The following is a 14,806-nucleotide window of genomic DNA, read 5'->3' as shown; positions in this document are numbered from 1 at the left end:
CAACCACCAGCGCGGCGGGCGCCCCGGCGGCGAGGCCCAGAACGGGCCGGCGCCCCGGCACGGCGGAGGCCGTGCCGGGGCGCCTCGAACGTCAGCGGGTCCGGTCAGTCGTCGTACCGGTCGTCGTCGTCGTCATCGTCGTCGTCGTTGTCGACCGGCTCCTGCTCGGCCTTGACCACCGCGCCGGTCTCCCGGTCGATGTCGATCTCGTGCTCGGTGTCGCCCTTGACGATCTCGACCTCCCAGACCGGTCGGCCGTTCTCCCGGTCCCGGTCGATCTCGGTGATCCGACCACCGCCGGCCTGCGCCAGGGCGAGCTCGCCGGCCCGCTCGGCGCTCACCGCGTCCTGGCCGCTGCCCGGCGTCGCGCTGCCGGTCGAAGCGGTCGGGCTACCCGGCGCGGCCGGGGTGCCGGTGGCCGTCGGGTCGGTGGTGGCGACCGTGCCGCTGCTGTCGTCCGGCGTGGCGTCGTCGTCCGGAACACCCGCGGTCGTCGGGGCGCTGGTCGCGGCGGTCAACGTGGCCTGCCGGCTCCGGTCGGTGTCGGCGGCGGTGACACCCAGGAACACCCCGGCCGCGGCGAGCACCGCCGCCGCACCGCCGACCGACGCCAGAATCAGGGGGTTGCGCTTCATCGTCTGCACCTCTCCTCGGTTGTTGCATCGAGGATCGGTCCCGGCGCGATAGCCGCGCGCTGTGCGAACGCTAAGCCCCGGTTAAGCCGCACCGGGTGCCCGCCGGTCAGTCCTTCGGCGGGCCGAGCAGGAGCACCACCTGGGCGCCGCCACCGGGCCGCTCGCCCAGTTCGAGCCGGCCGCCGCTGGCCTGGGCCGCCCGGCGGGCGATGTCCAGGCCGAGGCCGGTCGATCCGGCCTGGCTGGCCCCCCGGCGTACGGAGTCGGCCGCGATGCCCGGGCCCTGGTCGGCCACGGTCAGCGCGACGTGGGTGTCGGCGGGCGCGAGCCGGACCACGAAGGCGGTGCCGTCCGGGGTGTGCGCGAAGACGTTGCCCAGCAGCGCGTCCACCGCCGCCGCCAGTTCGTCGCCCGGCACCCCGACCGGCAGCGGACCCGGTGCCAGGTCCAGTTCCACCGCCCGGCCGGTGTCCTCGGCGAGCACCGACCAGAAGGCCACCCGGTCGGCCACCGTGGCCACCGCGTCGGTGACCACCACCCCGTCGGCGGGGGTACGCCAGCGGGCCTGCCGGATCAGCCCGGTGACGGCCCGCTCCAGCCCGTCCACCGCCTCGGTGACCCGGGCGGCGTCCTGCGGGTCGCGCAGCGACTCGGCCTCCAACCGCAGCGCGGTCAACGGGGTGCGTAGCCGGTGGGACAGGTCGGCCACCTGTTCCCGCTCCTGCACCAGCAACTCCTGGATCCGGCCGGCGAGGTGGTTGAGCGCGCCGCCCACCTCGCGCAGCTCCGCCGGGCCGGCGGGACGCACCCGGGCGTCCAACTCGGCGTTGGCCAGCCGGTGCGACACCGCCGACAGTTCCCCGATGGGCCGGACCAGGGTGCGGGCCAGCCGGTCGGCCATGGCCAGACCGATCACCACCAACACCACCCCGAGCAGGGCCAGTACCAGCCAGGCCCGCCCCACCCCGGCGGTCATCTCGGCGTACGGCACGACCGTGCGGATGACCGCCGTGCCGTCCGTTCGACCCTGCACCGCGATCACCACCTCCCGGCCGTCGGAGGTGTCCGCGGTGAGGCTCTGCCCCCGCCCGGCCAGCTGTACCGCTGGCGTGGGCGAGGCGGGCGAGCCGAACACGGTGCCGTCGGGCAGGAACACGCTGACCGGTCGACCCGACTCGGCGACGAGCTGTTCGACGGTCAGCCGGATGGTGTCCGCGTCGGCGGTGCCCACCACCGTGGCGAGACTCTGCGCGTCGGCGGTGGCGCGTACGGTGGCCCGGTCCTCGGCGGCGGTACGCAGCAGCAGCGCCAACGGCACCAGGAAGGCGATCACGATCAGTACGCTGACCGCCGCGACCAGCAGCGCCAGCCGCGCCCTCACCCGCCCACCTCCGGGGCGACCAGGCGTACCCCGACCCCGCGTACGGTGTGCAGGTAGCGCGGCTGCTGGGCGTTCTCGCCGAGCTTGCGGCGCAGCCAGGACAGGTGCACGTCGACGGTCTTGTCCGCCCCGCCGTAGGGGATCTGCCACACCTCGGTCAGCAACTCCCGCTTGGTCACCACTTCGCCGACCCGGCCGGCCAGGTGCCGCAGCAGGTCGAACTCGCGGGGGGTCAACTCGACCGCTGTGCCGTCCAGGCTGACCTGCCGCGACCGGGGGTCGATCCGCAGCCCGCCGACGACCAGGGTCGGATCCTCGTCGGCCGGCCCGCCGGGGCCGCGGCGCAGCACCGCCCGGACCCGCGCGTCGAGTTGGGCGGCGGTGAACGGCTTGACCACGTAGTCGTCGGCGCCCGCGTCGAGCACCCGGACGATCTCCCGCTCGTCGTCACGGGCGGTGGCCACGATGACCGGTACCGCGCTGACCGCCCGCAGCATGCGTAGCAGTTCCCGGCCGTCCAGGTCGGGTAACCCGAGATCGAGGACGACCAGATCCGGCCGGTCGTCGAGGGCGTCGCGCAGCCCGGCCATCGCGGTGGAGGCGGCCGCCACCGCGTGGCCCCGCTCGCGTAGCGCCCGCACCAGCGGGGTACGGATGGTCAGGTCGTCCTCGATCAGCAGCAGGCGGGCCACAGCAGGCAGGGTATCCCCGCCACGGCCGGACCGCGCCTCGCGTTAACCCTCCCTTAGCCTGGCCCGAAGGTCGCGCCAACCGCAGATCGGGGATAGTCGGGTGATGGGCCGTCGTACCTTCCTCGCCGTCGCCGGGTGGCTGGCCACCGCGGTCGTCGCCATGCTGATCGGGGTCGCCGCGATCCAACTGGTGGGGGAGAGCCTCACCGGTACGCCGGGCGGCGTCCGTAGCCAGGAGGAGGTGGCCCGCGCCCTGGCCGAGCCGACACCGGCGGCCCCGCCCGGCGCCGCGACCTCCGCTCCGCCGAGCCCGTCCGGCACCCCGCCGAGCCCCAGCGCGGAGCCCGGCAGCCGGCGCGGCTTCACCAGTCCCGGCGGCAGCGCGGTCGCCGAATGCGTACCGGGCGGGGTGTACCTGGTGTCCTGGACGCCGCAGCAGGGCTACCGGGTGGACGACTACGACCGGGGACCCGACGACGACGTCGAGGTGAAGTTTGTCGGCCCGAGCGGCGAGTACGAGTTGTCGATGCGCTGCGTGGCCGGCGTGCCGGTCCTCGAACCCGACGACGACTAGGTTCTGTCTCGCGGATCTTGGTACGAGACGGCCCCCGTGAGGGCCGTTTCGCACCAAGATCCGCGAGACCGAAGCTAGCCGCTGCGCCGCAGGTCAACGCCATGATCAGGGGCGCTGGTGTCCATGATCGGACAGCCCTTCACGTGGCTGCCGGGCGGTGACGCGACATACCTTCGAGGGCACAAACAGTGCGATCGTGTCCGATCGCCAACTATGCCGCTATCGGGGCGCCTACCCCTCGACTATTCAGTGTTGAACCTCCCGGTCACGGCGGCCGGGAGGAATCACTCGTTTCGGAGCAGAATCGCCCAACCCGTTGCAGGTGGCGGCCAGCCGGAAAGGAATCTGATGTCCAGCGCGAGAGCAAGAGGCAGATCGTGGGTTCAGCCTGTGCCGGAGGAGGGGGTCACGGACCGCGCCGACGCCGAACAGACCAGCTGTGCTGGCGCCGGCATGCCACTGACCGCGCGGGTGCTGTTCGCCGTGGTCAATGCCCAGGGCGTCCTGGTTCGCGGGCTGGGTGCGGCCACCGCCAACCGGCTGGGCACCGGGATGTACCAGGTGGTCTTCGACCAGGACGTGACCGGAGCCAGTTGCGTCGGCACCGTCGGTCTGGCCGGCAGCAACGGGCTGGCACCCGCCGGGCAGATCACCGTCGCCGGCCGCACCGGTATCCCGAACGCCATCTTCGTGACCACCCACGACAGCGCCGGCGTCTCCGCCGACCGGCCGTTCCACCTGGCCGTGCACGCCTGACACCAGCGGCAGGCACCGCTCGGGGCCGAGGGCGCGCACGAGCGCGCGGCGCCGTTCGACCCGAGGATCGAAACGTCGCCGCGCTCGGCCGTCTCCCACCGTCGCAGCCGTACGGCGGTACGTCAGCGGGGACCTGGCGTCGCCGGACCTTGCCGGCCGGTGGTGTCGATCCCCGTTCGACTGCCTGGCAAACCCTCGAACCGTGGTCAATTCCACCATTTGCGAGTCCCGGCGTGGCGCGGTCGGTCCCGGGGTATGTGCGGGGCATGGAGCACTTCACTATCGCGACCGTCGCCGAGAAGAGCCCGGACTTCCGGCGCGTGCTGTGGACCGGGAAGCAGACCCAGCTGGTGATCATGACGATTCCGGCCGGTGGCGAGATCGGCGAGGAGGTCCACGAGGACATCGACCAGATCCTCACCTTCGTCAGCGGCACCGGAGAAGCCCGGGTCGCCGGCGAGAAACGTGAGGTGGTGCAGGGCGACCTGGTGGTCGTGCCCGCCGGCACCAGGCACAACTTCGTCAACACCGGACCGAACCCGCTGGTGCTCTACACCGTCTACGGTCCGCCGGAGCATGCCGATCAGGCGGTGCACCGGACCAAGGAGGAGGCCGACGCGGCCGAGGCCGCCGGGGCGGACGAACCACCGACCTCCTGACCTCGCTGGCGGCCGGGGCCACGTCGGTTCGCCGAAGCGGCCCCGCCCCGGCGTGATGCGCCCTGGCTAACGGGTACGCGCACCGGATGCAGCAGCCGCCGATCTCCGACTACGGATTCCTGTCCGACTGCCGTTCCGGCGCGCTGGTCGGCAGGGACGGCTCGGTCGACTGGTGGTGCCCGAGCCGGTTCGACTCCTCGTCGGTCTTCGCCCGCCTGCTCGACCCCGATGGTGGCCACTGGCGGCTCGCACCAGTCGCCGTCGGGTCCGCCGGGCACCGGGTGCAGCGGTCGTACCAGCCGGACACGCTGGTGCTGCGTACCGTGCACCACACCCCGGAGGGCAGCGTCGCGGTCACCGACGCGCTCGCCGTCGAGCCCGGAGCCCGGGCCCACCAAATCGGCCTGCACTCGCCAGCCGTGCTGCTGCGCGTTGTCGAGGGGCTGTCCGGCCGGGTGCCGATGGTCCTCGACTTCCGGCCCCGACCCGAGTACGGCCTGATCACGCCGTACCTGCGGGAACGCGCCGACGGGGCGGTGCTGGCCGGTGCCGGCCCGGTCGAACTGGTGCTGCGTTGCGACGGGTTGCGACTGCACACCGACGGCGATCGGGTGCGGCACACCTTCGAGATCGCCGAGGGACAGGTGCTCGGCTTCGACCTCGCGTACGCCGCCGCGTACGGCGATCCACCGGCCGAGCTGGACCCGGTCCCGACCGTGGCCGACACGGTGCAGGCGTGGCAGGCGTTCCGGGAGAGCCATCGGTACGAGGGCCGCTACCCGGAGCTGGTTCGGCGCAGTGCCACCGTGCTCACCGGTCTGACGTACGCCCGCAGCGGCGCGGTGACCGCCGCGGCGACCACCTCGTTGCCCGAGCTGATCGGCGGCGACCGCAACTACGACTACCGCTTCTCCTGGCTACGGGACTTCGCGATGACGCTGCGCGCCCTGTGGGTGGCGGCCTGCCCGACCGAGTCGTCCCGGCTGTTCGCCTGGGCGACCCGTTCGATCGGCCGGATCGGCGCCGGCCCGGTGCCGGTGCTGTTCGGCCTGGAGGGAGAACGGGACGTCTCCGAGCACCGCTGTCCCCACCTCGCCGGCTACGCCGGCAGCGGGCCGGTACGCATCGGCAACGAGGCCTGGCGGCAGCGGCAGCTGGACGTGCCCGGCGAGGTCGTCTCGGCGATCTGGCGGCTGCGCGACTACCTCGGCGACGAGTTCGACACCGAACTGCGCGAGACGGTCGTCGGCCTGACCGAGCAGGTCGCCGCCACCTGGCAGATGCCGGACCGGGGCATCTGGGAGCCGCGCGACAGCGAACGGCACTACCTGTCGTCCAAGGTGCTCTGCTGGGTGGCGATGGACAAGGCGGTGCGGCTCGCGCCGCGCCTGGGAGAGCGGGCCGACGCCCGGCGCTGGGCGGCCATCCGGGACGAGATCCGGTCCACGGTGCTCCGCGAGGGCTTCCACGAGGGCAGAGGGATCTACACCGGTGCCTTCGGATCGCCGGAGCTGGACGCCGCGACGCTGTATCTGCCGGTGGTGGGTTTCCTGCCCGCCGACGACCCGAGGATGCGGGCCACCATCGCGGCGGTGGAGCGGGAGCTGGGCGGTGGCGACGGGTTGATCCGCCGCTGGGACGGCGACCCCGCCGGCTTCCTGCTCTGCTCGTTCTGGCTGGTGGAGTGCCTGGTGCTGGCCGGCGAACGGGACCGGGCCGCGCGACTGTTCGAGCAGGTCACCGGGCACGCGAACGACCTGGGGCTGCTCAGCGAGCAGATCGACCCGGGCAGCGGCGCACACCTGGGCAACACCCCACAGGCGCTGTCGCACATCGGCCTGGTCAACGCCGCATGGCGGTTGACCGAGCCGACCAGCGACTGAGCCGCCGCCAGCCGCTGTCGCCAGCCGCCGCCGTCCGCCGCCCGCCGCTGCCGTCCGCCGCTGCCGCCCGCCGCCGTCCGCTGTCGCCAGAACGCCAGCTGCCGCCAGACTGCGGGTAGCCGGACGCCGTCAGCGGGGTCAGGTGCGTTCAGCCGGGCAGTACCGGCACGCCGGAGACGTCCACGGTGTCCGGGTACTTCACGCCCGCGCCGGTGTTGAGCACCACCACCCGCTCGCCGGCCCGGATCCAGCCGCCGGCCCGCAGCTTCCGCGCGGCGGTCAGGCAGGCGGCCCCCTCCGGGCAGAGCAGCAGCCCTTCCCGGGCGGCGAAGTCCCGCAGATCGGCCAGGATGTCCGCGTCGTCCACGGCGATCGCGGTGCCGGCCGTCGCCCGCAGCGCGGACAGGATCAGCTCGTCGCCCAGCGGCGCGGGCACGGTGATGCCGAACGCCACGGTGTGCGCATCCGACCAGGGCCGGGCCCGATCCTCACCGGCGGCGAAGGCGCGCACGATCGGCGCACAACCGGTGGACTGCACCGCCACCAGCCGGGGCAGCCGGTCCTCGATCCAGCCCAGCTCGCGCAGCTCGCCGAGCGCCTTGTGGATGCCGATCAGGCCCACCCCACCGCCGGTCGGGTAGATGATCACGTCGGGCACCTGCCACCGAAGCTGCTCGACGATCTCGTACCCCATCGTCTTCTTGCCTTCCAGGCGGTACGGCTCGCGCAGCGTACCGGCGTCGAAGATGGTGCCGGCGGAGGCGGCGACGAGCGCGGCGACCTGGCGCCCGGCGTCGCCGATCAGCCCGTCGACCAGGCGCAGGTCCGCGCCGGCGGCCACGCACTCCCGGCGGCAGATGGCCGGCGCGTCCACCGGCATCGCGATGGTCGCACCCATGCCGGCCCGGGCCGCGTAGGTGGCCCAGGCGGCACCGGCGTTGCCGTTGGTCGGCATGGCGATCCGGCGAATGCCCAGCTCGCGGGCGCGGCTCACGCCGACGGCGGCGCCGCGTGCCTTGAACGAGCCGGTCGGGGTCAACCCCTCGTCCTTGACCAGCAGCTCGTCGACGCCGATCCGGGTGCCGTACGCCGGGGCGCGCAGCATCGGCGTCCACCCCTCACCGAGGGTGGTGACGTGCCGGGGATCGGCCACCGGCAGCAGCTCCCGGTACCGCCACAGGTCGGCCGGGCGCAGGCCGAACCGCTCCGGCTGGAGCACCCCGGACACCGTGGCGAGGTCGTAGCGGGCCAGCAGCGGGGAGCCGCAGTCACACAGGTTCTGCGGTACACCGGCATCGTGTTCCCGGCCGCAGCGCGGGCATTCGAGATGGGTCAGGTACACGATGCTCCTCGCCGTCTCAGCTCGCGTCGATGCTGCGCCACGCCCGGCTGCGCTGCCCCGGCTCGTAGACCGAGTCCAACCGCTTCGCGACCACCCCGGGCAGGCCCTGCTCGCGGGCCGTGCGTAGGGCGTCGGCGCCGGTACCCGGAAACCACGGCGGAGTCTGCCAGTGCGGGCCGGCCAGAGCCAGCCCCTCCAGCAGCTCCCGGCGCTGCCGATACGGCAGGTTCGTGCTGGTCGAGCCCTCCAGCCAGAGCAGGTCGACCAGGAGGTACTGGGCGTCGCTGGTGCCGCGTCCGCCCCGGGCCGGCCGGACCCGCCCGGCACGGTCGATCCGGACCAGGATGCCGTCCAGTACGGCCTCGGTGGGGGCCAGGGTCTCGGCCATCGCACGCAGCCACGCGTACTCGGCGGTGATGTCCGCGCCCGTGTCGGAGCAGAGCCGCAGCCGACCACCAGCGACGTACGCCAGCGCCCGGACGCCGTCCCAGCGCAGCTCGTACCCCCAGCCGGCCTGGTCGGCGGGGAGCCGGGCGGCCGGCGTCGGGCGCATCGGCGCGACCGGTTCGGGCATGCTGGTCCACCCCGGCGGCGCCGGATCGGTGCGTCGCACCATCCAGTCCCGGCCGTCCCGGCCGCCGGTGGCGAACAGCACGTACCGGCCGGACGTCCGGTCGCCGTGCAACTCCACGACCACCTCGCGGTCCTGCCACTTCTCGCAGTGGTAGCTGCCCCGGTCGTGGATGACCATCCGCCCGCCGCCGTACTCGCCGGCCGGGATCTCACCGGAGAAGTCGAGATACTCCAGCGGATGGTCTTCGGTGTGCACGGCGAGGTGGTTGCGGCCGGGTTCCCGGGGCAGGCCGCGCGGCACCGCCCAGGAGGCGAGCACCCCGTCGTGTTCCAGCCGCAGGTCCCAGTGCAGGCTGCGGGCGTGGTGCTGCTGGATCACGAAGCGGCGCCGGTCGCCGCCGGCCCGACGGTGGGAACGTTCGGACGGCACCGGTTCCGGGGTACGCGCCGCGTCGCGCTTGCGCCGGTACTCCTCCAGCCGGTCAGCCACACCCGTATTCTCCGGCAAACCCGGCCGGTGCGCTCCGTCGCCGGCCGGGTTGCCCGGCCTGCGTCGTCCCTGGCCTGCGTCGTCCCTGGCCTGCGCCGGCCCTGGGTTCCGGTCGGCCGGCGGCCCGTTCCCGGGCATGGCGGGGGTGATCGGGGGTAGAACGGTCGGTATGGATCACGCTGACCACCCCATCGCCGTTCTCCCCGGCGACGTCCGGATTCCCCTGCTCGGCTTCGGCACCTGGCAGGCCACCGGCGAGGCCGGTTTCAGGGCCGTGCTCGACGCGCTCGACGCCGGCTACCGGCACATCGACACCGCCACCATGTACGGCAACGAGAAAGAGGTCGGCCGGGCCGTACGGGAGAGCGGGCTGCGCCGGGAGGACGTCTTCCTCACCACGAAACTGCCGCCCGAACGGGTCGGCCGGGAACGGGAGACCATCGAGGAGAGCCTGCGTGCCCTCGACGTCGACTACGTCGACCTGTGGCTGGTGCACTGGCCGCCGAGCGCGCCGGGCGACCTGATCCCGGTCTGGCGGGAGATGTTGGCCGCGCGCGACGCCGGTCTGGCCCGCGCGGTGGGCGTGAGCAACTTCAGCACCGCGCAGATCGACGAGCTGATCCAGGCCACCGAGGAGAACCCGGCCGTCAACCAGATCCGGTGGAGCCCGTTCCTGTACGACCGGCAGCGGCACGCCGAACATCGTGACCGTGGGGTGGTGCTGGAGGGCTACAGCCCGTTCAAGGCCAGCGACCTGTCCGACCCGGTGCTGACCCGGATCGCCGGGGCGCACAACGTGTCACCCGCCCAGGTGGTGCTGCGTTGGCACATCGACCACGAGATCGTGGCGATTCCGAAGTCGGTGACGCCGGAGCGGATCCGGGCCAACGCGGACGTCTTCGGCTTCTCGCTGACCGCCGAGGAGATGCGCGACATCGACGCGCTCGGCAACGTCTGACCGCTGCGGTGGTGGGGTGTTAAGAAGGGCCCCTTCCTATGCACGAGGCGTTAGGAAGGGGCCCTTCCTTTCATCTGCACTGGGTGCCGTTGAGGGTGAAGTTGGTGGGGTTGGCGTACCCGCCGCTGAGGGCGCCCTGGTAGCCGAAGCTGGCCGTGCCGCCGGGCGCGATCGTGCCGTTGTGTCCGACGTTGCGGGCGGTCACGGATGATCCGCTCTGGTTCACCGTGGCGTTCCAGGAGTTGGTCACCTGCTGCCCGGCCGGCAGCGAGTACGCCAGCGTCCAGCCGTTGATGGTGCGCGACCCGGTGTTGGTGATCTGCACGTCGGCGGTGAAGCCGTTGTTCCACGAGTTGGCCGTGTACTTCACCGCGCAGGCGCCACCACCCGGCGGTGGCGTGGTGGGCGGGGGCGTGGTGGGCGGCGGGTTGTTGCCGCCGCCGTTGACCGCGGCGGAGAAGTTGGTCACCGCCAGGCCCGCCCCGCCCTGCCAGGGCTCGAAGCCGGCCTGGATGCTGGTCAGGTACCACGAGTTGGTGATCGCACCCCGGTTGCGGGTGTCGTTGATGAAGGCCAGCAGGTTGAGGTTCGCGCTGCTGATCGCGGACGGCGCCAGGTACGAGATGACGTTGTTGCCGCCGTTGTTGCCGCGCCAGACCTCCCAGCTGCGGCCGTCGATCGTGGCGGTGCCGACCGGTGAGCCGATGGGCTGGATCGGGCCCTGCCGGTTGAGCCAGATCATGATCTCCATCTGGTTCACCCCGTCCCGCTTGGGCGACGGGTCGAGCCAGATGTCGTACGAGGCGTTGTAGGTGGCTCCGCTCACGTACCGGTAGTTGATGCTGCTGCTGGCGCTGCTGATCTGGCTGACCTGGATGGGCAGGTTGGTGCCGGGGGAGCAGTTGGTGTAGTGGCACCCGACGAAGATCGACGGGTACGCCGTGGGGGCGCCGTTGGTGGGACTGCTGCCGTTCTGGGTGGTGATCTCGAAGCCCGTGCTGGTGACGTTGATGCACTGCTGGGCGGTGGTGCCCCAACGGTTGTTCTGCACCACGTACCGGTTCTGGATGACGGTGCTGCCGTACTGCTCGCAGATCACCGTGTCGGCGGCGGCGGTGCCGCCGAGGGCCACGGCCACGATCGAGCCGGCGGCGAGCAGGCCGGCGGCCATGAGCGCTCGCAGGGTACGTCTCATGATGCTCCTTGCGCTGCGGCGTCAGGCGGGACGCCGGGACGGGTTAGGACGAAAGCGGTGGGGAGCGCCGGAAGCTGATCGATGGGGCGGGAGCGCTCCCATTCTCATCGTCACATTTACATCCTTGAAACAATGGGCGCAACCGGCGGGGTGGAATGCGACAAAAAGTGAGGTGTGTCACGGGTGGTACGAGCGGTGCCCGTTGCTGCCCCGGTGGCCGAGGTCGGAGTTGCCCAACCGGCGGCGTCGAGAGCGTCGAGGGCTTGCCGGGCGGGCCGAATTGCCTCTGGTGTGGGCCGATTGCGCCGAGTAGTGTCTTGCCTTCAACGCGTTCCGAACCCCCCTCCGGGAGGCGTACACCCCCATGCGTGGCTCCCCCCTGCGCATCCTCGTCGTCGGCGCGGGCATCGCCGGCCTGGCCGTGGCCCGGGCACTGCGCCTGGCGGGCTTCCGGCCGGATGTCACCGACAAGGCGCCACCGAGTGAACTCGACGACGCCGGCCTCTACCTCCCCGGCAACGCCGCCCGGGCGCTGCGGCGGCTGGACCTGGACGGTCCGGTCCGCCCCTTCGGCCAGGTCATCCACCGGCAACGCTTCCTCGACGCGGCCGGGCTGCCGCTGTGCGAGGTCGACCTCGACGCGCTCTGGGCCGGGGTCGGCGAGTGCCGGGCGCTCTCCCGCTCCGACCTGCACCGGGTGCTGCTCAGTGGTGCCGGTGGAGCCGTCCGGCACGGCGCCGAGGTGCGCAGCATCGACCTGCTGCCGGCCACCGTCGGCGTCACCTTCGTCGACGGCACCCAGACCGAGTACGACCTGGTGATCGGCGCGGACGGGCCGCGTTCCTCGATCCGTGCCCTGGCCGCGCTCGGCGGCCCCCCGCGCCCCGCCGGGCAGGTGGTGTACCGCAGCATCGTGCGCCACGGCCCGGTGGTCGACGAGTGGACCGCGCTGCTCGGGCAGCGCTGCGGCATCCTCGTGGTACCGATCGGCGCCGGCCGGCTGCACTGCTACGCCGACGAGGCCGGCACCGAGCTGCCCGCCGACCCACGGGCTCGGCTGCGTGAACTGTTCGGCGAGTACGGCGGCCCGGTGCCGGAGGTGCTCGACGCACTCGACGGGGTGCACGTCACGACCACCGACGAGGTGGAACTCGGGCGCTGGTACCGGGGCCGGGTGCTGCTGGTCGGCGACGCCGCCCACGCCACCGCCCCGACGCTGTCCCAGGGTGCGGCGATGGCCCTGGAGGACGCGGTGGTGCTCGCCGAGTCGCTGCGCGCCGCGAACAGCGTGGAGGCGGCGCTGACCGCGTACGAGAGCCGCCGCCGGCCGCGTACCCGGTGGGTGCGGGACCGGACCCGGGACCGCAACCGCACCCGCGACGTGCCGCCCGCGCTGCGTGATCCGCTGCTGCGCGGGCGGGGCGACCGTATCTTCGGCGAGCATTACCGGCTGCTTCTCGGCCCGCTTTGATCCACGCCCGGTGACCCCACGCGGCGCTGTCACCTGCCGGGGACTATCCTCCTTGCGGATGACGGCCCGCCCAGACAGCGTGCCGAGCGGGACAACCCAGAACCGGAGGCCACTCGTGACCACCGTCGCACCCAAGCCGGTCGTGACCCGGCCCTGGCCGGTCCGGGAGCCGGTCAAGGGGTCGGCCATCGCGCGGCTGCTGCGGACCACGGACGCGAAGCAAATCGGGATCATGTACATGGTCACCGCGTTCGTGTTCTTCATGATCGGTGGCCTGATGGCCCTGATCATGCGGGCCGAGCTGGCCCGGCCCGGGCTGCAGTTCCTGTCGCCCGAGCAGTACAACCAGCTGTTCACCATGCACGGCACGATCATGCTGCTGTTCTTCGCGACGCCGATCGTGTTCGCGTTCGGTAACTACGTCGTGCCCATCCAGATCGGCGCGCCGGACGTGTCGTTCCCGCGGCTGAACAGCTTCGCGTACTGGCTGTACCTGTTCGGCGGCACCATGGCCACCGCCGGTTTCCTCACCCCGGGCGGGGCGGCCGACTTCGGCTGGACCGCGTACACCCCGCTGAGCACCACCGAGCACGCCCCCGGCGTCGGCGCCAACATGTGGGTGGTCGGTCTGGCCATCTCCGGTCTGGGCACCATCCTCGGCGCGGTCAACCTGATCACCACGATCCTGACCCTGCGCGCCCCGGGCATGACGATGTTCCGGATGCCGATCTTCACCTGGAACATGCTGGTCACCAGCCTCCTGGTGATCCTGGTCTTCCCGCTGCTGGCCGCCGCGCTGTTCGCGCTCGCCGCCGACCGGCTCCTCGGCGCGCACGTGTACAGCCCGGAGACCGGTGGGCCGATGCTCTGGCAGCACCTGTTCTGGTTCTTCGGCCACCCCGAGGTCTACATCATCGCGCTGCCGTTCTTCGGCATCATCAGCGAGATCATCCCGGTCTTCTCCCGTAAGCCGATCTTCGGCTACAAGGGCCTGGTCGCCGCCACCATCGCCATCGCCGGCCTGTCGATGAGCGTGTGGGCGCACCACATGTTCGCCACCGGCCAGGTGCTGCTGCCGTTCTTCAGCTTCCTGAGCTACCTGATCGCCGTGCCGACCGGTATGAAGTTCTTCAACTGGATCGGCACCATGTGGCGGGGGCAGATCAGCTTCGAGACGCCCATGCTCTGGTCCGTCGGCTTCCTGGTCACCTTCCTCTTCGGTGGCCTGACCGGCGTACTGCTGGCCGCCCCGCCGCTGGACTTCCACCTGCACGACTCGTACTTCGTGGTGGCGCACTTCCACTACGTGCTCTTCGGCACGATCGTGTTCGCGGTCTTCGCCGGCATCTACTTCTGGTTCCCGAAGATGTTCGGCCGGATGCTGGACGAGCGGCTCGGGAAGATCCACTTCTGGCTGACCATGATCGGCTTCCACACCACCTTCCTGGTGCAGCACTGGCTGGGCAGCGAGGGCTTCCCCCGGCGGTACGCCGACTACCTGCCCGGCGACGGCTTCACCACGCTGAACATGATCTCCACGATCGGCGCGTTCATCACCGGTATCTCCACGCTGCCGTTCATCTACAACTGCTGGAAGTCGTACAAGGCCGGCCCGGTGGTCGAGGTCGATGACCCGTGGGGTCACGGCAACTCGCTGGAGTGGGCGACCAGTTCCCCGCCGCCGCTGCGCAACTTCGACCGGATGCCGCGGATCCGCTCCGAGCGGCCCGCCTTCGACGCCAAGTTCCCCGAGCTGGCGGCCGGGCAGACCATCGCCGGCCCGCCCGAGGGTGGCGCCAAGCCGCTGACCAGCGAGTCCGACGGTGGCGCCAGCTACCAGGAGGACGTGGCCAGCGACATCGACCGCCGCTGACCCAGCCAGCCACACGACGGGCGCCACCCCACCCGGGGCGGCGCCCGTCGCCTTTCCCCACATCACCGGACCTCGCCTCACGTCGCGTCGCCCCACGTCGCGTCGCCTCGCGTCGCCTCGCGTCGCCTCGCGTCGCCTCGCGTCGCGTCGCCCCACGTCGCGTCGCCCCACGTCGCCTCGCGTCACGTCGCGTCGCCTCGCGTCGCCTCGCGTCGCCTCGCGTCGCCTCGCGTCGCCTCGCGTCGCCTCGCGTCGCCTCGCGTCGCCTCGCGTCGCCTCGCGTCGCCTCGCGTCGCCTCGCGTCGCCTCGCGTCGCCTCGCGTC

General features: G+C 72.1%; 13 protein-coding genes. 7 read left to right on the top strand and 6 right to left on the bottom strand.

What is annotated here, in order from left to right:
* Positions 1 to 104: 104 nt before the first annotated feature.
* The 3 genes from E0H26_RS26110 to E0H26_RS26100 all read right to left on the bottom strand — a co-directional run bounded on the left by E0H26_RS26110 (position 105) and on the right by E0H26_RS26100 (position 2,708).
* Positions 105 to 635, bottom strand: a complete 531-nt coding sequence (locus E0H26_RS26110; RefSeq protein WP_131308312.1) for a PepSY domain-containing protein — start codon at positions 633 to 635, stop codon at positions 105 to 107.
* Positions 636 to 741: 106 nt separating this feature from the next.
* Complete coding sequence (locus tag E0H26_RS26105; protein WP_131308309.1) at positions 742 to 2,016, bottom strand: sensor histidine kinase; 1,275 nt, start codon at positions 2,014 to 2,016, stop codon at positions 742 to 744.
* On the bottom strand, positions 2,013 to 2,708 hold the full coding sequence (locus tag E0H26_RS26100; protein ID WP_131308306.1) for a response regulator transcription factor: 696 nt from the start codon (positions 2,706 to 2,708) through the stop codon (positions 2,013 to 2,015). Before E0H26_RS26100 ends, E0H26_RS26105 begins: the two co-directional genes overlap by 4 nt.
* Positions 2,709 to 2,811: 103 nt before the next feature.
* Between E0H26_RS26100 and E0H26_RS26095 the strand changes: the two genes are divergently transcribed.
* From E0H26_RS26095 to E0H26_RS26080, 4 genes are all read left to right on the top strand, one after another.
* A complete protein-coding gene (locus E0H26_RS26095; RefSeq protein WP_131308303.1) occupies positions 2,812 to 3,282 on the top strand; it encodes a septum formation initiator in 471 nt (156 codons plus the stop codon).
* A gap of 390 nt (positions 3,283 to 3,672) precedes the next feature.
* Complete coding sequence (locus tag E0H26_RS26090) at positions 3,673 to 4,038, top strand: hypothetical protein (protein WP_240742383.1); 366 nt, start codon at positions 3,673 to 3,675, stop codon at positions 4,036 to 4,038.
* A 266-nt stretch (positions 4,039 to 4,304) separates the two neighbouring features.
* Complete coding sequence (locus E0H26_RS26085; protein WP_131308298.1) at positions 4,305 to 4,697, top strand: cupin domain-containing protein; 393 nt, start codon at positions 4,305 to 4,307, stop codon at positions 4,695 to 4,697.
* Between the two features lie 86 nt (positions 4,698 to 4,783).
* Positions 4,784 to 6,580, top strand: a complete 1,797-nt coding sequence (locus E0H26_RS26080) for a glycoside hydrolase family 15 protein (RefSeq protein WP_131308295.1) — start codon at positions 4,784 to 4,786, stop codon at positions 6,578 to 6,580.
* A 148-nt stretch (positions 6,581 to 6,728) separates the two neighbouring features.
* Here E0H26_RS26080 and E0H26_RS26075 read toward each other — a convergent pair whose 3' ends face one another.
* Positions 6,729 to 7,922 (bottom strand): threonine synthase, encoded by a 1,194-nt coding sequence (locus tag E0H26_RS26075; protein WP_131308292.1) that lies wholly within the window; start codon positions 7,920 to 7,922, stop codon positions 6,729 to 6,731.
* 16 nt (positions 7,923 to 7,938) lie between these two features.
* On the bottom strand, positions 7,939 to 8,985 hold the full coding sequence (locus tag E0H26_RS26070; protein WP_131308289.1) for a DNA polymerase ligase N-terminal domain-containing protein: 1,047 nt from the start codon (positions 8,983 to 8,985) through the stop codon (positions 7,939 to 7,941).
* Between the two features lie 169 nt (positions 8,986 to 9,154).
* On the opposite strand from E0H26_RS26070, the gene E0H26_RS26065 reads away from it, so the two are divergent.
* Positions 9,155 to 9,943 (top strand): aldo/keto reductase, encoded by a 789-nt coding sequence (locus tag E0H26_RS26065; RefSeq protein WP_131308286.1) that lies wholly within the window; start codon positions 9,155 to 9,157, stop codon positions 9,941 to 9,943.
* A gap of 70 nt (positions 9,944 to 10,013) precedes the next feature.
* On the opposite strand, the gene E0H26_RS26060 is transcribed toward E0H26_RS26065, so the two are convergent.
* Positions 10,014 to 11,138 (bottom strand): glycoside hydrolase family 12 protein, encoded by a 1,125-nt coding sequence (locus tag E0H26_RS26060; RefSeq protein ID WP_131308283.1) that lies wholly within the window; start codon positions 11,136 to 11,138, stop codon positions 10,014 to 10,016.
* 364 nt (positions 11,139 to 11,502) lie between these two features.
* Here E0H26_RS26060 and E0H26_RS26055 point away from each other — a divergent pair, with 364 nt between their 5' ends.
* Both E0H26_RS26055 and ctaD read left to right on the top strand, forming a co-directional pair.
* Entirely contained in the window at positions 11,503 to 12,609 is a 1,107-nt protein-coding gene (locus tag E0H26_RS26055; RefSeq protein ID WP_131308280.1) for an FAD-dependent monooxygenase, read from the top strand.
* 115 nt (positions 12,610 to 12,724) lie between these two features.
* Entirely contained in the window at positions 12,725 to 14,482 is a 1,758-nt protein-coding gene (ctaD, locus tag E0H26_RS26050) for an aa3-type cytochrome oxidase subunit I (protein WP_131308277.1), read from the top strand.
* The last annotated feature ends 324 nt before the right edge of the window (positions 14,483 to 14,806 follow it).

Source organism: Micromonospora zingiberis (genome assembly GCF_004331455.1).
GTDB lineage: Bacteria > Actinomycetota > Actinomycetes > Mycobacteriales > Micromonosporaceae > Micromonospora > Micromonospora zingiberis.
This window is presented reverse-complemented; position numbering and strand designations above follow the sequence as displayed.